This window comes from Pseudomonas sp. LARHCG127 (genome assembly GCF_052871455.1).
Map to the genome: position 1 here is coordinate 357,837 of NZ_JBIXJT010000002.1, position 21,057 is coordinate 378,893.

9 protein-coding genes are annotated in these 21,057 nt (G+C 58.5%); 6 read left to right on the top strand and 3 right to left on the bottom strand.

All coding sequences use genetic code 11. The features are described 5' to 3' along the window. Positions 1–102 precede the first annotated feature (102 nt). The 3 genes from ACIPQ1_RS05045 (at position 103) to ACIPQ1_RS05055 (ending at position 6,985) form a co-directional block, all read left to right on the top strand. Positions 103–1,134 carry a histone deacetylase family protein gene (locus ACIPQ1_RS05045; protein ID WP_446533693.1) on the top strand — a complete coding sequence of 344 codons (1,032 nt, stop codon included), beginning with the start codon at positions 103–105 and terminating at the stop codon, positions 1,132–1,134. Positions 1,135–1,145: 11 nt separating this feature from the next. Continuing rightward, entirely contained in the window at positions 1,146–2,246 is a 1,101-nt protein-coding gene (locus ACIPQ1_RS05050; RefSeq protein WP_434704348.1) for a polyamine ABC transporter substrate-binding protein, read from the top strand. A 134-nt stretch (positions 2,247–2,380) separates the two neighbouring features. Next, positions 2,381–6,985 carry a dermonecrotic toxin domain-containing protein gene (locus tag ACIPQ1_RS05055; RefSeq protein ID WP_411385985.1) on the top strand — a complete coding sequence of 1,535 codons (4,605 nt, stop codon included), beginning with the start codon at positions 2,381–2,383 and terminating at the stop codon, positions 6,983–6,985. A 41-nt stretch (positions 6,986–7,026) separates the two neighbouring features. Here the strand turns inward: ACIPQ1_RS05055 and pdxR are convergent, their stop codons facing one another. Then, positions 7,027–8,571 carry a MocR-like pyridoxine biosynthesis transcription factor PdxR gene (gene pdxR, locus ACIPQ1_RS05060; RefSeq protein ID WP_446533694.1) on the bottom strand — a complete coding sequence of 515 codons (1,545 nt, stop codon included), beginning with the start codon at positions 8,569–8,571 and terminating at the stop codon, positions 7,027–7,029. A gap of 97 nt (positions 8,572–8,668) precedes the next feature. Between pdxR and ACIPQ1_RS05065 the strand changes: the two genes are divergently transcribed. From ACIPQ1_RS05065 to ACIPQ1_RS05075, 3 genes are read left to right on the top strand one after another with little or no spacing between them, the layout of a single operon-like run. Beyond that, positions 8,669–9,310, top strand: a complete 642-nt coding sequence (locus ACIPQ1_RS05065; RefSeq protein ID WP_446533695.1) for an FMN-binding negative transcriptional regulator — start codon at positions 8,669–8,671, stop codon at positions 9,308–9,310. Between the two features lie 2 nt (positions 9,311–9,312). Then, positions 9,313–9,759, top strand: a complete 447-nt coding sequence (locus ACIPQ1_RS05070) for a GNAT family N-acetyltransferase (RefSeq protein ID WP_411385988.1) — start codon at positions 9,313–9,315, stop codon at positions 9,757–9,759. A gap of 10 nt (positions 9,760–9,769) precedes the next feature. Further along, positions 9,770–10,438, top strand: coding sequence for a GNAT family N-acetyltransferase (locus tag ACIPQ1_RS05075; protein ID WP_411385989.1), 669 nt, complete (start codon positions 9,770–9,772; stop codon positions 10,436–10,438). Between the two features lie 48 nt (positions 10,439–10,486). Here the strand turns inward: ACIPQ1_RS05075 and ACIPQ1_RS05080 are convergent, their stop codons facing one another. Next, a complete protein-coding gene (locus ACIPQ1_RS05080; RefSeq protein WP_446533696.1) occupies positions 10,487–15,799 on the bottom strand; it encodes a dermonecrotic toxin domain-containing protein in 5,313 nt (1,770 codons plus the stop codon). 160 nt (positions 15,800–15,959) lie between these two features. After that, positions 15,960–20,855, bottom strand: a complete 4,896-nt coding sequence (locus ACIPQ1_RS05085) for a dermonecrotic toxin domain-containing protein (RefSeq protein WP_446533697.1) — start codon at positions 20,853–20,855, stop codon at positions 15,960–15,962. Between the last annotated feature and the right edge of the window lie 202 nt (positions 20,856–21,057).

A 21,057-nucleotide genomic window follows, 5' to 3' on the forward strand; every position in this document is an offset into this window, starting at 1 on the left:
TATTGGCCATTTCGATCCCCTTTTGGCCTCTCCCGCCGTTCTCTGAAACGCTGCACTCCGCAAGACTGTAGTCCACGGACCAGCCTTGCGGAGAACAACAAAATGCTGACGATCTACTCAGACGATCACCACCTGCACCACGGCCGCTGCGAGTTGATGGACGGGCAGTTGATGCCTTGTTTCGAGATGCCGTCCCGGGCCGATCATGTGTTGGAGCGGGTCAAGACGCAGGGGCTGGGGCCGGTAGAAGCGCCGCAGGATTTTGGCCTGGGGCCGATCCAGCGTATCCACAGCGCGGCGTACCTGGAATTTTTCAAAGGCGCCTGGGACCGCTGGGCCAAGTACAACCGCGACGGCGATTTGTTGCCCTTCACCTGGCCGGCGCGGACCTTTCGTACGGTCATCCCCACCAGCCTGCACGGCCAGTTGGGTTATTACAGTTTCGACGCCGGCGCGCCGATCACCGCCGGCACTTGGCAGGCGGCCTACAGCGCCGCGCAAGTCGCCCTCACCGCCCAAGCGGACATCCAGCGTGGTGCGCGCAGTGCCTTTGCCTTGTGCCGTCCACCGGGGCACCACGCCGCTGGCGACTTGATGGGGGGTTATTGCTACCTCAACAACGCGGCCATCGCCGCCCAGGCCTTTCTCGACCAGGGCCACAAGAAGGTCGCGATCCTGGATGTGGATTACCACCACGGCAACGGCACCCAATCGATTTTTTATGAGCGCAGCGACGTGTTGTTCGCGTCGATCCACGGCCATCCGGAGGCGGAGTTTCCGTTTTTCCTGGGTTATGCCGACGAGCACGGCGAGGGCGACGGTGAGGGTTTCAATTTCAACTACCCTTTGCCAGCCGGTTCAGGCTGGGACACCTGGAGCGCGGCGCTGGAGCAGGCCTGTGGGCAAATCCGCGGCTACGACGCCGATGTCATCGTCGTGTCCCTGGGCGTGGACACGTTCAAGGACGACCCGATCTCGCAATTCAAGCTCGACAGCCCGGACTACCTGGCAATGGGCAAGCGCATCGCGGCGCTCGGCAAGCCGACGCTGTTCGTGATGGAAGGCGGCTACGCGGTGGCAGAAATTGGCATCAATGCCGTGAACGTTCTTGAAGGTTTCCAAAGCGCCCCATGAGGAACAACAGCATGAACAGACTCAAGCGTTTAATGGCCCCAGCCGTGTGCGCCGCGCTGCTTTGCGGCGCTGCCCAGGCCGAGGAGCGCACCTTGCGCGTCTACAACTGGTTCGACTACATCACGCCCAAGGCCCTGGAGGATTTCAAGGCGCAGAACAGCCAGGTCAAGCTGGTCTATGACATCTTCGACACCAACGAGGCCCTGGAGGCCAAGCTGCTGACGGGCAACTCAGGCTATGACGTGGTGGTGCCGTCCAACGTGTTCCTGGCCAAGCAGATCGAAGCCGGGGTGTTCCAGCCCCTGGACCGCAGCAAGCTGCCGAACTGGAACCACCTCGACCCCAAGCTGATGAAGCTGATCGAAGCCAACGACCCGGGCAACAAGTTCGCCGTGCCCTACATGTACGGCACCATCCTGATCGGCTTCAACCCGGACAAGGTCAAGGCCGCCCTGGGCGCCAACGCGCCAGTGGACAGTTGGGACCTGATCTTCAAGGAAGAGAATATCAGCAAGCTCAAGCAGTGCGGCGTGGCCTTGCTCGATTCGCCATCGGAAATCCTGCCCCTGGCCTTGCAGCACCTGGGCCTGGACCCCAACAGCAAGAAGCCGGCGGATTACGCCAAGGCTGAAGCGCTGCTGTTGAAAATCCGCCCCTACATCACCTATTTCCACTCGTCGAAATATATGGCGGATATCGCCAACGGTGACATCTGCGTGGCCGTCGGTTATTCCGGGAGTTTTTCCCAGGCCGCCAACCGCGCCAAGGAAGCCAAGAATGGCGTGACCGTGGACATGCGCCTGCCCAAGGAAGGCGCGCCGATCTGGTTCGACATGCTCGCCATCCCCAAAGGGGCGAAGAACCCGGGCGACGCCTACACCTTCATCAACTATTTGCTGCAACCCCAGGTGATCGCGCCGGTGAGTGATTTTGTCGGTTATCCGAACCCGAACAAGGACGCGACCGACCTGGTCGACCCGGCGATTCGCGGCAACCCCAACCTGTACCCGACTGAAGCGGCCATGGCCTCGCTGTACACGTTGCAACCGTTGCCGAGGGACGCCGAACGCGCACGCACGCGGGCCTGGACACGAATCAAATCCGGCCAGTGACCGCGTCGTATCGGCGCCAAGGTCATACGTCGACCTATACATAGTTACCACCTGCCCCAGTCCGTGCCTCCTTAGCATGAAAAAACCGAAGCGTTCGGCTTCGGTTTTTTTCATGTTCAAGGAGGGACACGCAAATGACACTCGACTCGACCGACACAGACCCCACGTCCGACACAGACCCGACCTCAGAGGCAAGCATCAAGGCAGCATTGCTCAACCAATTGCTTGCAGGCCCCTCCGACCTTGAAGTGGCCGCCGTACTCCTGCGAGATGCGCTCAAAGAGCTTTACCCGTCATTGGACCTCGATCCCTACACAACCGTCCTCGCCGAACCGGCCTGGGACATTATCGGCGGCGAAATCGTAGCGCTGCCTACCCGTTATGAACCACTGAGCAACTTGCTGGCCGATCACATAGACCGGGGCCGTCCGACCTTATTGATTGAAGGCTTTCACTTCTTGACCCGACTGCCGATTACCGAGCCCGAAGTGCACTTGCCGGTACGCATCGAACAAATCGGAAGGTTGATCAATGAGCTGGCGCCCGCGATGTTGAAGGCCAGCCAGGAACAACAACTCGCTTATTGGAATATGCCATTTGGCAACTACGGTCCCCGCTGGCACGAATTGTCCGCCACATTTCGCAAGTTCTGGGACGTCCGGCAAATCGAGGGCTGGACGGCGAACGAATGCGCCATGGCCAGGCAGCTTTACCTATACCCCGACGCACAAGACCGCAAGGATCAATTCCAAAGCCACGCGTATCTGGTCGACGTCGATGCAATCGCCGTTGATCGGGTCGCTCGCTTGAACGAAAACTCGCTGATCGTATTGATCGGCCATGTCGACGACAAGGAAGTCATCCTTACGCACTCGCTGTACAACGGTTATGAGAAATTCGAATCACGAGATGCATTGGGCCAGTCCATTGCCGACCATCTGATTCTCTCTCACCCCACCACCGGGATACGGTGGCAGCTCTATGAGCCGCGCGGAAACATTTTTGACAGCAAGGCCTGTGGCCTTATTGGTTTGAAGATCCAGTTGCTCGGAAAGCCTGCAGCAGAGTCAGACCCATCCTCGCCTGAGTCCGAAATATCCCTCAGCGCCCTGAAGGTCGGACCTGACGAGGCTTGGTTCAAGCAACAAATACCCGATTGGCTACGCAACGCGTCAGTAGCCGACCAGACGTTGTTCGCTCAATACATGAAAAACCTGTCCGCGCTGGGCAGTTCACACGCCGGCAAAACCTACCTGGACGGTATCCCTTCCATCAAGGACTACGCGTCAAATGCCTTGAAAACCCAGATGCAATCTGACCATGGTGATGGTTCGACTCTGGACCCGGAAAAAATCGTAATCGAGATAACAAGCCCGGTCGTCTGGGGGACCTTTGTCGTTCCGTTCAAGTTCGACACGACCGAGTTCAACTTAGTCGATCTCGCACTGCAAAACCTGGTGGCGCTTCCACAGGGCAACAAGACCGTGAAGTCCTTGGACGGGACCGAGCTCCCCGAAGGGGTGACAGTGGACTACCTCGAGCGGCTTATTAGCCAAGTCGATATCGGTCGGGTTTATCCCGAGCTGATTAAACGCAAACTGCTCGACGATCCAGAGGAGTCGACCCGCCGAGAGGGCCTGTACAGCTCACAGCTACGCATACAACTGCCCCTACTTGCGTTGGAGTGCAAATTGAGGGGGCTAGGCGATATCGATGAGCGCGGCTGTCGTTATGTCTTCGCGCTGATGGAGCCGCTGGAAGCCGACCGCAAGGTTGACGGGCAAACTATCGTGCTGCGCAAACTGGCGTTCGTGCCAGAGTTGCAACTCGGTATTGCCGAGGACATCGTCGCCAATATGTTCGTGATCGGGCCACAGCCCCCCAGCGCCGGGCCCTGTCTGCTGTACCGCCCCTTGCTCGAACCTCAGCTGTGCCAGTTCCCCTCGTTCAGCAACTTGCTGTATGCCATCAAGCAGTCAGCCACCTTGCGCCAATCGGTGCTGGCGTGGCTGCCCGACGGAGTGCGGGAAACTTACAACCGACTGGTTTTTCCGGGCGCCCTGCCTTCGCCTTGGGCCGTCGCGGAGTTCGTGGCGAACCCAATAACATCAATAGCCGACGCGGGGCCCGTCACCCTCAGCGATGAATCCCTGGGAGCCGATTTCATGCCGCTGTTGTTCAAGGCCAACGCCAATGCCTTGGTCACACTCGCCGATAGACAGTCGGTTTCCAATAGCGAGAGCCGCTGGGAGTCTTTCAAACAGGCGGGTTGGCTGATTTTCAACCTGGCATTGCCCTATCTTGGCACCACGGCGAACACCGCGATCTGGCTCTGGCAAATACTGGAGGATTTGGAACGATTGGCCCAGGACGATGCAGAGCGCAAAGCCCAGCCCAAGTGGGAGATCGTCGTCGACTTGCTGCTGAACGTGGCGTTGGGCGTGGTCAACATCGCCATCGAACGTTCAAAAGCCGGCAGCCGCGGACGTCCGACAGAGGCGCCTGCCATTGTCCCGAAGCAAGATGTACCCGCGCCCGTACCCAAACTGAGCATCGAGAGACTCGCGCCAATCACCCGGGAAGAATGGCCACAGGAGCACTACGAGGTCATCCATACCTTCGGCGCCTTGATGGGTAAAACCAAAAATTACGCAGGGCTTCTCGATCACTTCAGCATCGATGTGCCCGATAACCTCGGACAACCCGAGAGCGAAGGCGCGCTCGAAGGCCTCTACCAGAAAGACGGGAAGTGGTACGCAAAGCTGGCGAGCCAGTGCTTCGAGATCAGCATCGAGGGTGAGCAGGTCAGCATCATCAAGGACACACGCTCCGGCCCCCCCTTGGTCCGGGATGAGCGTGGCCAGTGGCGGATCGACAGCCGCTTGCGATTAAGGGGCAGCGGATCCAAAGGCGTCCGGCAGCATGTTGTCGCCCAGGCACAACGGCGCAACATCGAATTGCTTGCTGAACTCAGGAAGTTTGAAGAAAGCAGAACGCATAACGAATGGCAGCTCAATGACGACGCCCACAACATGGAGCAGGCCTCGGTCGATACCCGGCAATTATTTAGTGACGTTTATAGGCAGACCCTGCAAACACAGCAGAAAAACTATGAAAGCGCGCTGAGCGCTTTGATTGAATGGCCGGTCTTCCAGTCGAGGCCGGATGCTCCCCGCGTGAGCGCTGGTTATTTGAACGCGCAGATAAATTTCACGTTCGCGGACATGGACATATTACGAGAACGATTTCTTCCTGCCTTGGAGCAGGCGCAGGACATGATCAAACCTCGCTTCCAAGTGCGACAACAACGACACGTCGATGCAGCCAACGACATGATTCAGCTCGGTGACACCATGATCGAGCGCCTGGAGTATATGGAGACGCGCTTTTCCAGGCTCAAGAAACTGGGGCTCGGCGGCTTCGAGCTCGTGCGCGATTACCGTAGGAAACTGCCCTCCTACACCAGCGACGGTCTACGACTCCTTCAACTGGAAATGTATCGCCACCTGTGCCTACCCCTTGAAAGTATCGAAACGATGCCCGAAGGCTGGCTGGAAATTGACCAACTGGTCGACAATGCAATAGTGGCCTTTCAAACCTTGCGCGACGCGATCGATGAAACAACCAAGATCCGGCTGGACGAACAAATCGATGCACTCGGCAGCCTGACGGAACAGTTCACGGCTATCGAAGAGCACATCGACTACATGGGTAGCGAATACCAGGACAGTACCAACGCCCAGCAACTCAAGCGCTTGCGTGATCGAATAACCGATTCCAAGGAAAGAGCCTTGCGTCATTTGGCCAAGGCCCTTGATGAGCGAAGCGATCAACGACAATCCCTGACCCTTTATGAAGAACGCCCGCGCTCCAGGAGAAGATTCATCAGAGGCCGCTTCTGGGGCGTCGTCAGCGGTGTAGCTCGCCTGTCCAGCGCCTACGAAGAAACGGGTTGGGTCGAGGTGACGAATCCGTTGTCCGGTGACTTGATCGCTTTATTCCACCGTAAGGAAACCGGTGAATGGATCCCCCATATTATGTCCAACGTATCCCCGGCGGTTCCAGCCCTGAAAACCAGCGTTCAGAAAGGCAAAGCCCTGATCAAGGGACTCCCGGCCTTCAGAACACACATCCAAAATGACTTACAACAGCCAGGCCGTACCGCTTCCGGTATATCCCTCATTATGGGAGCCCATGCCAGCCGGATGGATACCGTCGCGGCTGCAATCAAAAAGGCACTGGACCGGGCCAAGAACGAAACACTGGAACAGCCGAAAGAAGCGCAGGGCTCGGCCGAATCCTTGCGATTGCAGCTCAAGAACGAAGCGACGGCCCTACGCGCAGAGGAATACGAGGCCGTACTGGGGCTCATCAAACGAAGCCCGCCCAACATGAGCGGCGTCACTTGGCTAAACGAACGAAACCTCATCCACGTCGTTAAACGAATCAACCGGAAACGCATCAACACGCCGGCAGGAAAGCGATACCTGGACCGATATGAAATCCGGGACAAATCAAGCAGCAAACCACTTTGGCTTGCGGACTTTCACTACTCCACCTTTTGGGGGTTCGATCTCAAGTTTCTTTCGGGGCACCTGAGAACGCCGGAACAGGTCAAGTCAGCCATCACAGACGTTCCCCTGGATGTATTGAACCAACGTCAACTGATTGATCATTACCGCAGCGAAATTGCCGTGGATCAGGCCATACAGGTGTTCTTTCCAAAGAAACGGCCATGAAGCCGAACCTGGCCTGCGATTGATGTCCCGGCCGCGGGCCGTCAGACATCCCAGGCTTTTGCCAGGCTCGCCAGCGCGGTGCCGATCGCCGCCGGCGGGACCGCCGCAAACCCCAGCACCAGCCCAGCGCGGACTTGCGCAGGCGTGGTAGGCAACCAATAGCCACTCAGGCCGTTGATCTCCACGCCTACGCCGGTGGCCTGGGCAATCAGTTCACGTTCACGCTCGACGCTGTCCACGGGGACCGTGACATGCAGCCCAGCGACGACCGTGGGCATCGCACCGACACCCGCCACAGCCTTCGGCCAACCCGCCAGCAACGCATCCCGCCGAGCCAGGGCCGCTCGACGCATGCGCCGGATATGCCGCTGGAAATGCCCGGCCGCCATGAACTCGGCCATCACGGCCTGGGTGCTGACTTCGGAATGACGCACATCCACGGCGCGCCGTCGGGCGAAGGCGTCCACCAGGCCCGGCGGCAGTACCAGGTAACCCAGGCGCAGGGCCGGGAAGGCCACCTTGCCGAAGGTGCCAACGTAAAGTACCCGCCCCTGGCGATCCAGCGCGGCCAAGGGCGCCAGCGGCGCGCCGCTGTAGCGGTATTCGCCGTCGTAGTCGTCCTCGACGATCCAGCCGTCGTTGCGCTCGGCCCAGGCCAGCAACTCCAGGCGCCGCGCAAGGCTCATCACCACCCCGGTCGGGTATTGGTGGGATGGCGTGACATACACCAGCCGACAATGGCTCAACGTCGCGAGCGCTGCGCAATCCAACCCATCGCTGTCCACCGGCACGCCCCTGACGTCGCCTCCGGCCACCGCGAACGCATGCCCGGCAGCGCGATAGCCAGGGTTTTCCACCGCCACCACGTCATCCGGGTCCACCAGCAGCTGTGCACAAAGGCTGATGCCCTGCTGCGCGCCGCTGGTGATCACAATTTGCTCAGCCGTGCAGTGCAGCCCTCTGGAACTGCGCAGGTAAGCCGCGATCAGGCCTCGCAGCCGTGCATCGCCTTGGGAGTCTCCATAACATAGCTGCTGCAGATCGGGCTTGCGCCAGAAAGCCCCATTCAGCTTGGCCCAAACCTCGAACGGGAACAGGTCAAAGGCCGGCACGCCCACCCGAAATGCCCGGGGAGGTCCCGCTGGAGGCTGGGCCAAATGATGTTTTTCGACACGGTGCAGAGCGTTGCTGTGGGTAACTTTACTGGATGGACCGACAGGTAAATCGAGCCATTCTGTGGATAACCCTGTGGGTAAGCCTGTTGAAAAGCCTGTGGATGGTTTTGTGGATAATTTTTTCAAGGGCAATGCCGTCGAGGACAGATTCGCCACATAAGTCCCGTCACCGACTCGCCCTTCGATGAAACCCTCAGCGTAGAGCTGGTCATACGCACGCACCACGCTGTTGCGCGAGATCGACAAGGCCGCCGCCAGGTCGCGGCTGGCAGGCAGGCGTGTGCCGCTTGTCAGGCGCCCATCGAGGACGCGAGCCCGCAATGCCTGATACAGCTGCCGACTGAGCCCATGGCGGCGATCCAGTTCGATTCCGGCGGGGTTGAACGACAGGGGCAGCGCGTTGGTATTCATCGCAGTCTCGAATGGACCTATCGAATTGGTCTGGAGTGGCTCTTACAACAGACCAATAGCCTGCCTAGGATGCTGGCATTCGCCAAGGAAAATGTCCATGTACAACCCAAAAGCCTTTGCCGTCCAGGATCTCCCCCAGCTACAGCAAATGATCAACGAATGCCGCTTGGCCGTGCTGGTCACTCATGGTGAACACGGTTTGCAGGCGAGCCACTTGCCGCTGCTGTTGGATACGCGACAGGGCCTCCACGGAACCCTGCACGGGCATATGGCCCGGGCCAATCCGCAATGGCGCGACCTGGAAGCCGGTGCCGAGGCCCTGGTGATATTCGCCGGCGCCGACGCCTATGTCAGCCCGAGTCTGTACCCCAGCAAGGCCGAACACGGCAAAGTCGTGCCGACCTGGAATTACCTGGCCGTACACGCCTATGGCACTGCCGACGTTTTCAGCGACGCGACTCGCCTGCGCGAGCTGGTCAGCACCCTCACCTATCGACACGAAACCGGCCGCGCCCAGCCGTGGAAACTCGATGACGCACCGGCCGAGTACGTCGATGCGATGCTCAAGGCCATCGTCGGCTTTTCGCTGCCCATCCAACGCCTGGAAGGTAAACGCAAGCTCAGCCAGAACCGCAGCCCCGAAGATGTCGCCGGGGTGCGCAATGGCCTGGCCGCCAGCCTCGACCCCCAAGACCAGGCGCTCGCACGCCTGATCCCCGACGCATCCGCCAAGGAGTGAACATGAGCCACACCGAGATCCGCCTCGTCACCGCCGAAGATCACGCGGCCTGGCTGCCGCTATGGCAGGCCTACCTGCGGTTCTACAACACCGAACTGCCGGAGGCGGTGACCCAGAGCACTTGGCAGCGCCTGCTCGATGACCGCGAACCGACCCACGGCGCCCTCGCCTGGCACGGCGACACGGCGGTGGGCCTGGTGCATTTCATTTATCATCGCTCGAACTGGAGCATCGAGAATTCCTGTTACCTGCAAGATTTGCTGGTGACCGAGCAAAGTCGAGGCACCGGTGTCGGTCGGCAATTGATCGAATTCGTCTATGCCACCGCCAAGGCCGACGGTTGCTGCAAAGTCCACTGGCTGACCCACGAGACCAACGCGACGGCGATCCAACTCTACGAACGCATTGCCGAACGCCCAGGTTTCATTCAATTTCGCAAAGCCCTGTAAGGAGCACAGCATGTCGACCTCGCTGACCGGTTGGAAAGGCGTCTCGGCGCCCTTTACGCGCTTGCTCGAAGGGCGATTCATCCGCCTGGAAAAACTCGACCCGGCGCGTCATGCCGAGGGTCTTTGGCAAGCCCTCGAAGGCCCCGGCGCCGATCCGAAACTCTGGGATTATTTGCCCTACGGTCCGTTCAAGGACCGGGGCGCCTTCGATGCCTGGCTGGACAACCACGCCTCCAACATCGACCCGTATTTCTTCAGCGTGATCGACCGGGCCAGCGGCGAGGTGCAAGGTATCCTGAGCCTGATGTCCATCGTTCCGGCCCACGGCCGCATCGAGATCGGCCACGTCACCTTCGGCGCGCCAATGCAGCGCTCGCCGAAAAGCACCGAGGCGGTTTATCTGCTGGCCAAGGAGTCGTTTGCCCTCGGCTACCGGCGCCTCGAATGGAAATGCAACAACGGCAACGCCCGTTCCAAATATGCCGCCGAGCGACTGGGCTTCACGTTTGAAGGCGTGTTCCGCCAGCACATGGTCGTCAAGGGCCAGAACCGCGACACGGCGTGGTATTCGATGCTCGATTCGGAATGGCCGGCGATCGGAGCAGCATTTGAACGATGGTTGAGCGAAGAGAATCAACGCGAAGGCGGGCAGGTCCGAAACTTGGCGGCGTGCCGTTAAATAGAAAAGATGGCTATCGCGGGAAGCCCCGCGATAGCCATCGTTCCATCAGTTTTTATGTTTTTTGTATTGCCATGCCCAATCCGGTATTCGGTTAAAACAACTCACGTATTCGGCGAACATCAAAAGGCTGTGTTCCGCTCGATTCGCCGTAAAGTCAAAGCGATACAGGTGATTCAGTACCTGCGCCGAGGTCGTGGGATCGGCAAAGACACGGTCAATCAGCTGGTGCGCGCGTGCCACATCCTGCTGGAGAGCATTGATTAATGCCGATGTGAAATTCGCTTCGGAGTTCAACGGGCGGACCTGCCCAAGCGCGTCGTAGATGTTCAGGTCACTGTAGTAAGGGCTGATCAACTCTGTCCAAATACTCCTGGCTTCCTCGCGGGTAAAATTGTTGGTCAGATTAGCCAACAAGTTAGGGACATCGAGCAAAATAATAGTTCTGGAGTTCGACGGAACGCCATCGGGGCCGGTTAGCAGGCTGGCGATGGCCGCCATACCGATATCCGTAGCACTTCCCGATTGTGGTTCCAGGAAGCGAACAAAAGCTGCTAGCGATGCTGAATGCATTTCGATGGTTCTCAGCGTCTTGTCTGTGAACCCGTGGATCCATTGGATATCGATATCGCCGGTATCCAATATCTCCTGCACACGGGTTTCGGCATACCTGGCAATAAACTCAAGCTTCGCCGAACTGAGCGCTGGATGACTTATCCACCTTGAAAATACCGATACGGGCAACGCACCGCCAAGATTGGTTTCGATCACACGAGAGGCTAGAACCCGCTCAGCCCGGGCCACCAACCGACCCTTATTGCGCAGGGCACCTCGAAGTAACCCAACGGTGCGTCCGGTCATTTTCTTATAGCGGAATAACTCAATCATTCCGCTGATCGGGCTTCCCAGGCCGGGATTTAGGTTAAGTGTATTGGCAAGCTCGGCCAACTGATGTGGATGCACCAGCTCCCTGCCGTTAAGGAGCCCCCGCACATCCCCGGCACCCGCCTGTCTGCTCGGAATATAGGCTGTCGGGCTCTTGGGATAAAACTTGTACCACTCATCGATACCGACGCCGTACTCAAGCAAGATATGAATCGAATCCCGGTTCAACTGGAAATAGCCATCCCTGGCCAGGAGATCGATCGTTCGCCCACCTTCGTTGCCGACCAGCGTCATATCCAGGAGCTCTTCGACAACGCTTCTCTGGGCGGGCGTGTAGGGCGTGAATGAGGTTGCCAATCCATACAAAGGCCGGACCGGCGCCAACTGCTCGATTTGTCTCCAGAGCTGCGACGAGAAACCGACGGCAGCCAAACCTGCACGCAGCGACAGGCGTACCCGCGGCGATCTAAACAACCTATACGGGTTAGGCGCGCCAGCGAGCAGCCTCGTTACAACATCCAGGGTCTCCCTGCCCAGAAGATTTTCAAGCGTGGTCTCCGTTTTCACAAACACCTGCCCCGCCTTCGCCACCGCCTCCTCCCCCTGGCTATCCGACGGCCGCATTCGGCGGGGGGCGTCCTGGACTTCCAGGTGGCGAAACGATTCAAGGTTTTCGCGAATGTATCTTGCCGACGCCAGGCGCAACTCCGTCGGGGAGAAAACAACCCTCCCCTCAAGTTCGTCCAAGCCCTGGGTAACCGCCGAGAAGAAACAGTCACCGAGGCTGCGGATTGGAATGACACGACCTGCCTGGATCAAATCATAGTGACTGTCGCTCGACCGTCTCACCACCACGTCCGTGGCGTAATCCGGACTGCTCGACAAACGTTCCGGGCCTGCCTGGCGCGAGAACCGCAGGGTGGAAGGAAGCCTTCCGGGCCTGATATCCATGATGACCAGGCCGCGGTTTTGCGGCCAGTTCGGAATACGGGGCACGAGTTCCGGAACGATATCCATCAGGAGGAAATCCCATTGGCCGGGCTGTTCCAGCACAGCGATCATGTCTTCGAGCGTCTGGCCAGCAGTGCCCGAACTTGACGGGCCCGGCCGCGAGGACTGCCGCGTTGGACGGTCCCCGCCACCTCCCCGGCCGAACCCCACCGCTCGCCACTCCCCGTCAGGCATCCGCGCCACGGTGCTTCTCATCACGCCACTGGAGCGGATGCTCGCCCCTGAAACGGGGTCGACCAAGGTCGCCTCGGTTGCGTTCAGCTTTGTACTGTCGTGCACCCGGAGCACCATTCCCTCCGGTTGTCGCACATACACCGGGCGAGCGGTGACAGTGCCTGTGGCTGCATCCCGGACTGTAACGCGATAAAACCCACCAGCATCCGGGCTCAGCCCTCGTAGAACCGTTCCATCCTGTACCGCGTAGCGGCTGTAGACCGCTTGTTCCAATGGCAGCCCAAGGGATGTTCCCTGTTGGCTTAGACGGGCCAATACCGCTAGGGAGAACGATGTCTTTCGTGAGGTGCCCATCGCGCCACCGACAGGTCGCGGCGCGATGCCGGCGCGGATCAAGTATTTGACGATGTTCAGGTGAAGCGGGATTTGGCCGGTCTTGGCTACCCTCAAGTACATCTGCAAAGCGGCATAGCCAGGGGCTACAAACGAAACCACGTCCAGAAGCGTTTCGAACGCCATCACGGTCAGGTTGAAAATGGTTTGGTGCAGGATGTTGCGGTTGCTGTTGGAACGATGATCGGCATGGGCGATTCGAAATCTCACGTGCGCCTCATGCAGCGCTTCAGACAAATTACCGCTGATCAACGCGCCACGGACCAAGGGGCGACCGCTTCGCGTCCCGAAGATTTGTTTCAGTTCTTCAGGATTGTCAGTGGCGATGCGGGAGGAGAAATAGACCTGCCATTCTTCCTGTTGAAGAAGCTGCGCAACACCATCATTGAGATTGGCAAACTCATGGAGATCATCGCCACCGGGACTGTCCGGAAAATAGACGCCAACAGTGCCCTGTATTATCGGCCCGTCCTGATCTGAAAAAATCAACACACCGTCGACACTGGTTGCGTTGCCCAAGGTGCCATGCTGGCCTCCAGCGCCTACCGCTCCACCGAGCAGCAGACTGTAGACGTGTACCTCCCTTCCCTGAACCCTTATGCGATCCTTCGCCAGCAATGATTTGATCACCGCATCCTGCCAGAGCACGACCCGTTTTTCGGTGCGCGCTGGATGGGCAGTGACATCTGTCACGGTCTCTTTGAGTACATCATCACCCTTGAGGGCGGCTTCGTAGCCCTTGAAAGTCATATTGGCCAGGTAAGCGTCCCACCAGGCCTCCTTGTAATCCGGCGCATTCATTTTTTCCCTGAGGTACGTCTCGTAGCGGCCACCGATATCAAGGCTTGTCGCCATCTTGGCAAGCTCAGGCCCCTTCAAAAGAATGAAACGACGGGTCTGGGGATGGCTGATGGGTTGGCCGTCCTGATCGACCAGATAGACCGGCCGGATTTCCTTCATGGCATTGGGGTACTGTGAAGGGCGCGTATTCTCGATCATCAATTGGGTCAGGCTGGTGGCCCGCGAGTCCTTCGAGGTACACGCGCGCCCTTGAAACAGGGTAATCAACGTCCGGTCTGGATCCGGATCAATGTCCTGGTGCAGATGCTCCTGGAGATAAGCGACGATTTTTTCGCGAGTGAACTCCGATAGTGTCTGAACGCGTCTTTTGGCAATTTCGCCTTCCGCGGTCAGCGCCTCCTCTTCGAGGAAGCGATAGATGCGCTTCTGTGCAACCGTCGCGACTTTGTAGGCGCTCGGACGGCTGTTCTTGAACAAGGTTTCGCTTCGGGCGATCAGCACACCGTCGAGCGCCAGCATCGGCAATTCCAGCGCTTGCTCGGCATCCAGCGCAAAGCGGGCCAAATCGAACTGAACCCGTTCCGGTGCTTTCAGAACGGCTTGTAACGCCGCGTACTGAAGATCAAGCAGGTCTTTTGCTGCCTGCTCGAAGACATGTTCGGGAAGCGCCTGGTCAATACTTTTGATTTTGCGCTGCTGCCCTTGATAGACCGGGATTACCGAATTCACCAGCTCGCGGAGCTCATCGAACCGCTGTATACCTCCTTCCAGGGAGTACAGGAATAAAACCGGCTGATCACTTTGTTTGATCACCATCGCAGCCGGCCACTTCTGAGCCAGGCCGCCCTCCATTTCAAGCATGACTTTGTACACATGGGGACGATGCGCTTGCCTCATCAAACTTCCCCTGGCCGACTCTGAAGGGTGCGTCGTGATGATGCTCAGCAGGCGATCCTCGTCATTGCGCAGGTTCCGCTCTGCCTGGGTTAGCCGTGCAGCGGGGTCTCGATCGGCTTTGTATAAATCGAATAAATACAGGAATCGTTGGGAAAGCCTGAGCACCAGCTCATCTTGCGCGGTGGAGGGGATAACCGGGTCGAGGGCATCTCTCACGGTCTCCTTCGTGCGAAATGCGGCCAGATCATCAAGAAACTGACGCCTCAGGTGAATATGGGTGGTCGGGTTCTCGATATGGAACGCCGACGTCATGGCCGTCAGGATATGCACATCCACCGGGTCGACGAATAGGCTTTCGGTCTCTTGCACCGTGTCCGAGCGACTGAAGAACCCTACGCTTCCCTGGGCGTATACAGGAGGCTCATCAGTGGACAAACAGTCCATCATGACTTCGCTGAAACTCAATGAAGAAACCAATGAGCGCGCCCCGAGCGAATCTGTCGTGAAGTGATTCACATAACAATTGTCCGGGTCGATCGCCAGTAGCGCTGCGCCACGGAATTTGTCCGGTTTGATCTTTTCCCTGATCGAATTGACCAGCAAATTCTTCAGCGCCGTGTCGAACGTGGGCAAGCCTGCGAACAAACGATCCAGATCGGCTTTATGGGTGGCCAGACGTGTGAGCTGTTTGTGGCGAGCCGCTTCTTGAGGGGCGAGCGGGTTATCTTGACTGACGGAATCGGTCTCAAAAGCGAGTCCAGGCCCCCTGTAGCCCGGCGGCACGCCTGCCTGCAACTTCTGCAACAGGCTTCTTGGAAGCACAAAGCCGTCGATACGAAGTGCCGAAAAGTCCCGCTTCATATGGCTTCTGTGGGGATACTCGATCCAATCCTCGCATCGGTTGTAAGCCCCGAGGGAAGCAATAGGCTTGCTTTGATAGGCCTTGAGAAAACCCTGCGTAACAGCGGCACGCAAGGGAACCGATGCGATTTTATCTTCAGCAGCCGAACCAGCGGCTCCAACTTCCCGGTACGTCACACGAAGCGGTGTATCACCCAGCAGTCCCAACGCCAGCAACCACTGATCGGCAAACTTGTGCGGCTCGAATGCATGGCCGTCGGGTAGTGAATGAATAGGCGTAAGCGTGATGCCAGGCGCTTGGAGCGGCACGCCTGGTTCATCGTTAATAAATAAGGTCATGGGGGGGTCCGTTTGTTTATTGAAGAACCCCGACCCTATCCTTCCGTCGCCGCCATGGAGCGATACATATATATAGGCAACCTTGGGCGGCCACATGCATATGTGAATGCGTGTTTCCGCAGCGTTGCCATCGCGTGCCAGCCACGCGATGGCGATCGGATCACTCCGCTTTTGGTGGTCGTCTCGAGGCAAGAAATCGCCTGAGTGATTCGGGTGTGACGCCCTCGTTGGCATACTGCCACGCCCATTCGGGTATTCCGCCGTGATGACTCACGTAGCGCGCGAAGCTCAGGCGGCTGTGCTCCGCCCGGTTGCCCGAAAACCTGAAGCGCCGCAGGAACTGCTGGGCCTCTCCTTGGCTCACCGCGTATGCCCCCAGCAGCAGTTGATGCGCACGCGTTTCCTCGCTTAGCAGACTGTCCACCAATGCGCCCGCGAAAGCCGACTCGGACGCCAGCGAACCAGGCCGCTGGAGCGTTTCGCGAATCAGGTCGTCGCTGTATTGCACGCTGATCAGATCGTCCCAAACGCTTCTGGCGCCCTCGGCTGTGATGCCGGGCATGTTGTAGATTGAGCTCCAGACACCAGGGCTTTGTAACAACAAAGCGACCCGGGTGTTAGAAGGAGACTGTCCTGGCGCGCTGAACAATCTGACGACGGCAGGTAGATCGACATCCACCAGATTGCCCCGAACACCGCCAATGAATCGCATGAAACTCATCAATATCTGCTGGCGGAAAATAATGTCGCGAAGGTTATGGTCGTCGAACGCTCGCATCCAGCTGATATCGATGTCGCCGGTGATCACGACTTCGGTATAACGCGTGACGGTGTAGGCGGCGATGTGTCGAAGCCGCTCATCGGTCAGGCTCGGATCGCGTATCCACTGGGACACCACGCTCAATGGCAGCATGCCGCCCAGGTTGGAAGCGATAACTGGGGACTGCAAAGCGATTTCGGCGCGCCTGAGCAAATCGGGAAACCGGCCAAGGGCTACCCTGAGCAAGTCAACGAGGTCTTCGGCGCGGTCATAGTAAATGTACTGATCCATCAACCGCGCATCGTCACTAACAAGCTTGCCTGTTTCGCGCTCAAGTCTGCGCTGGACATCCTTGAGGTCACCCCGATCTATCAGATAAGCGTCCCCCACCAGCTCATCCAACTGTTCATGGCTCATTTCGCCGTGCAAGGCCTGGTCAAACTTGACATAAGCCATGAGATTCCGCGGATGGTGATCGGTCAGTTCCCGGGCCCTCAGGCCGTATTCAAGCATGATGTGCAACACGTCCTGGGAGAGCATGAGGTATTCGTTGTTCATCAGTTCGAGAATTTCACGATCAACAATTGGACCCAATAATATGTCCTCGAAAAACTTGATCAGGTCGTCTTCGTTGGCCAGGTAAAAAGGAAAATCGCTCTGTATCAATTGGCCAGGCGTTCGTGGCGAGAAATGTCTGGCGATGCTATGCAGCATTTCCGGAGGCAAGCTCAAGGATTGTGCATTTCGCAAATAGTCACGCAGCGAAGCTTCGGCGGATGACCGCAAATAATTCATGATCGGTTGGAACAGGTGGTGCGGATTGGGGCCGCCATGAATCATTTGCGTCAGGTCAAGCACTGCCGCCTTTCCCAGAAGTTGCTCCAACGTCGGCGCGTTATCGACAAGCGCCTGCCGTATCCCGGAGACTTGAGGGGCCAAATAATGATGGATCTCTGGATGCTGATCGATGTAATCGGCGGCGGCATCACGCAGCCCTCTTATGGAAAAGTCCCCCTGTAGCCGCCCATCATTCAGGCCGCGAGCAACGGCGTTGAAAAAGCAGTCACCGTCGGCGGGGATCTCCATGACGCGATTGCCCAAGACCAGGCTGTAATGATTTTGGCCCGTTCGCCGCAGGACAATATCCGTGCTCGCCCTGTCGGGATGAACGCTATTTGGGTATACACGCTCATCCCGCCCTGGGGTGTAGCGCACTGACCATGCGCGCCCGGCGGACATCTCATCGATGATCAACAAGCTGCGATTCTGCGGCCAACTCGGCATTCGGGTGATGATGGAGGGGACCAGGTCCATGACCTCGTTGTCCCAGTTGCCCAAGGTACGGACGGCGTCGGCGATACTTGGGTCAGTCAGGGCAGGCACCTTGGGCTTGGAAGGGTCCGACGGAGGCGGTGTCTGGGAAGGCCGTTTACCCCCGCCCTGGCCGAATCCCACGGCGCGCCATTCGCCATTGGGCATGCGTGCCACGGTACTTCTCATCACACCACTGGAACGGATGTTCAGACCCGTTAATGGATCGACGATCGTGGCCTCGATGGCGGTCATTTTCGTGTGATCGTGCACGCGAAAAACCGTCCCGTCGGGTTGCCGCACATAGACCTGTGCCGTGCCGTCATTGTTGAGCCTGGGACGATAGAAGCCTTGGGCATCAGGGGCCAGCCCTCGGATCGGCGCCGTATCCTTAACGGCGTAACGATGATAGATCGCTTCCTCCAGTGGCAATCCGGCCAACGCTTCGCCTGCATGTTGACGAGCTTTCACCGCTAGAAACGAGGCTTGGCCCCGTGATGGAATCGTCCAGCCGTGGGCCCTGCCGTGTCCAAGACGGTTAGCCACTTTGTCGATGAAGACCAAGGTATCAAGGTCCCGTGGAACCACACCGCTCCTGAGCACGAACGAGCCGGTTCTCACGGCTCGCTTGAGTAGCTGGACACCCGGCACCGCCAGCACACCTGCCACTTCCAACAGAATATCGACCGTCACCATGAACACCCGGGCAGCGTGGTGACGCCGGACGTCCAGGTTGCTGTTGGACAAGTGATCGGCATGGGCGCTGTGAAAATTTACATAGGCGCGATGAAGCGTTTCCAACAAGTCACCGGTAATCAAGGAACCACGAATCAGCGGCCGACCGCGTCGCTGCGCTGATAAACCCTTCAATTCGTCAGCATCGGGCGCGGAGATTCGCGAACGGAAATACGCCTGCCATTTTTCTTGCAGCAGAAGCGCCCCGACGCCCTCACCCAGATCGGAAAATTCCTGGAAGTCGTCGCCCTCAGGGCTGTCTGGAAAGTACACCCCGACGGGGCCCTTGATTTCCGGTCCGAGCTGATCGGTAAAAATCAGTGCGCCATCCACACTGAGGGCGTTGCCCATCGCCCCATGCTGCCCTCCTGCGCCCACGCTTCCTCCGAGCAGCAGGCCATGGACATGCACTCTTCGCCCGAAGACCTGGGCACGAGCCTCCGCCACCGGAGACTTCAACACGGCGGCCAACCAGAGAGGCACCCGCTTTTGCAGCTTCGGTGGGTTGCCGGTCTTGTCCAGGCCAGTAGCCTTGAACACGCTGTCGCCCTTCAGTCCAGCCTCGTAGCCCTTGAACTTCAAGTTCGCCAGATACGCCGCTTGCCATGCCGCCTTGTATTGCGGTTTGTTCATCTCCTCTCGCAGCAGGATTTCATAGTGACCGCCGACATCCAGGCTCTTGGCCATGCGGGCGAGCTCGCTCCCGGTCAAAGTGATCAGAACGTCATTCTCCGGGTGTCGAATGCGCTGACAGTGCTGGTCGACAAGATAGACGGTCGACACTTCGCTCATCGCCTCCGGATAGTCTGGCGAGCGGAGATTGTCCAGCATCAGCTGGGTCAGGCTGATGGTGCGCGACTGCCTTGGGTTGGCTTTGTTGCCAAAAGACAGCGTGACCTGGGTCCGGTCCGGATCGGGCTTAATGGCCGGGTGCAACGTTTGCTTAAGGTATTGCTTGATCTTCTCCTGAGTGAATTGCACGAGCGTCTGGGCGCGACCACTCAGTTCATAGACCCCCCGGTACACCCGGGCTTCCAGACGACGATAGGTCGCTTGCTCCGACAGTGTCGCGGATGCGTAGTAGACCGGACGGTTGTTTTCGACCCGGGTCAACCGACGCACCGCCAACGGCTCGGAGAGCGATAGCACAGGCAGACTCAGCGCCTCTTCTGCCTGTTGGGCAAACGCCTCCAGGGCCATCGTCCCGTCGATGGGTGTGCTCAGGAATTTCTCGAGCGCTGCGCTTTGCCACTGGAAAAGAGCCGAGGCCGCCACTTCAAACACATGCCCGGACAGCTCGGAGGAGATATTCAGGATCGTGCGTTCCTGCCCGTCATAAAGCGGACTCACCGCGGCGGTCATCGCCTCAACGGACGGGAAGCCCTGCAGGCCGCCTTCCAGGGAATACAAAAACAACCGTTGTCGTTCGGTTTGCTTGATCACCATAGCGGCGGGCCACTGCTGCGGCGTTGCGCGTCCCGTATCGAGCATGACCGCATAAACATGGGGGATGGGCGCTCGCTGCAAGCGCCCCCTGTCGAGCATGGAGGGGTGAGTGCTGATGATGTTCAACAGGCGGTCATCGTCGGCCTGTTGCGTTCGCTCACCCGGTGAGGCAGCCGGCTTGCGGTCGGCTTTGTACAGGTTGCAAAGGTGCAGGAAGCGCCTTGAAAGCAGATGAACGAAGACCGCTTGCGCCGTCGATGAGTCTGCCTTGTCGAGGATGCCCGCCCAGCGCTCGCTGTTGCGAAAGAGACGGAGGTCGTCACGCAATTGCTGCCTCACCGTCTCGTTGGTCGTCGGGCCGGCTATGTAAAACGTCGACTCCATCGCTTGTAGGATTTTGCTATCCGCAGGGCTGGAAAAAATACTGTCAGCTTCGTCCACGGTATCCGGGCGAATGTAGAAACCCACGCCACCGGCCGTATAGGTGGGCGGCGTATCGGCTTTCAAACTGCTACGCATCACGTCGGTAAAACTCTGCGAGTGCGTCAACATGCGCCCGCCATCCGAATCGATGGCGAAGTGATTCACGTAGCAATGATCAGGGTCGATATGTTCAAGCAGCGATGGACGGAGCTTACGCTCGGGTATTTTTTTCTTGATCGAGCTGACCAACAGGCTATTGATCACCGAATCGAAAGTTGGCAGGCCGGCGAATAGAAGCGCCAGGCTCTTCTGGTTGGCGTCCAGCAGCTTCAATTGTCGCAGCTGCTCTTTGCCGGCGGCGCTCAGGTCGTCGTCTGGCATGGGCGTTTCTGTTGGTACAGGCTCGCAGGACGGCTGGCGGTCACCACTCAATGGCGCCGCGCTGGATATCGGGAGGGGGGTGGGTTGATTTGTCGAATCAGAGGGCATCGGACTGTCCAAGGGTTGATTGGAAAGTCCGGAAACCTAACGCGTCAGTCACGCAGCACGGCCATACATATGTATGGCGTCGCTGTCGCTTTGG

Bases quoted from the DNA above. Each gene is read 5' to 3' on its own strand.
- ACIPQ1_RS05080 (WP_446533696.1), bottom strand. From the start codon at position 15,799: ATGACCTTATTTATTAACGATGAACCAGGCGTGCCGCTCCAAGCGCCT.
- ACIPQ1_RS05075 (WP_411385989.1), top strand. From the start codon at position 9,770: ATGTCGACCTCGCTGACCGGTTGGAAAGGCGTCTCGGCGCCCTTTACG.
- ACIPQ1_RS05085 (WP_446533697.1), bottom strand. From the start codon at position 20,855: ATGCCAGACGACGACCTGAGCGCCGCCGGCAAAGAGCAGCTGCGACAA.
- ACIPQ1_RS05050 (WP_434704348.1), top strand. From the start codon at position 1,146: ATGAACAGACTCAAGCGTTTAATGGCCCCAGCCGTGTGCGCCGCGCTG.
- ACIPQ1_RS05070 (WP_411385988.1), top strand. From the start codon at position 9,313: ATGAGCCACACCGAGATCCGCCTCGTCACCGCCGAAGATCACGCGGCC.
- ACIPQ1_RS05065 (WP_446533695.1), top strand. From the start codon at position 8,669: ATGTACAACCCAAAAGCCTTTGCCGTCCAGGATCTCCCCCAGCTACAG.
- pdxR (WP_446533694.1), bottom strand. From the start codon at position 8,571: ATGAATACCAACGCGCTGCCCCTGTCGTTCAACCCCGCCGGAATCGAA.
- ACIPQ1_RS05055 (WP_411385985.1), top strand. From the start codon at position 2,381: ATGACACTCGACTCGACCGACACAGACCCCACGTCCGACACAGACCCG.
- ACIPQ1_RS05045 (WP_446533693.1), top strand. From the start codon at position 103: ATGCTGACGATCTACTCAGACGATCACCACCTGCACCACGGCCGCTGC.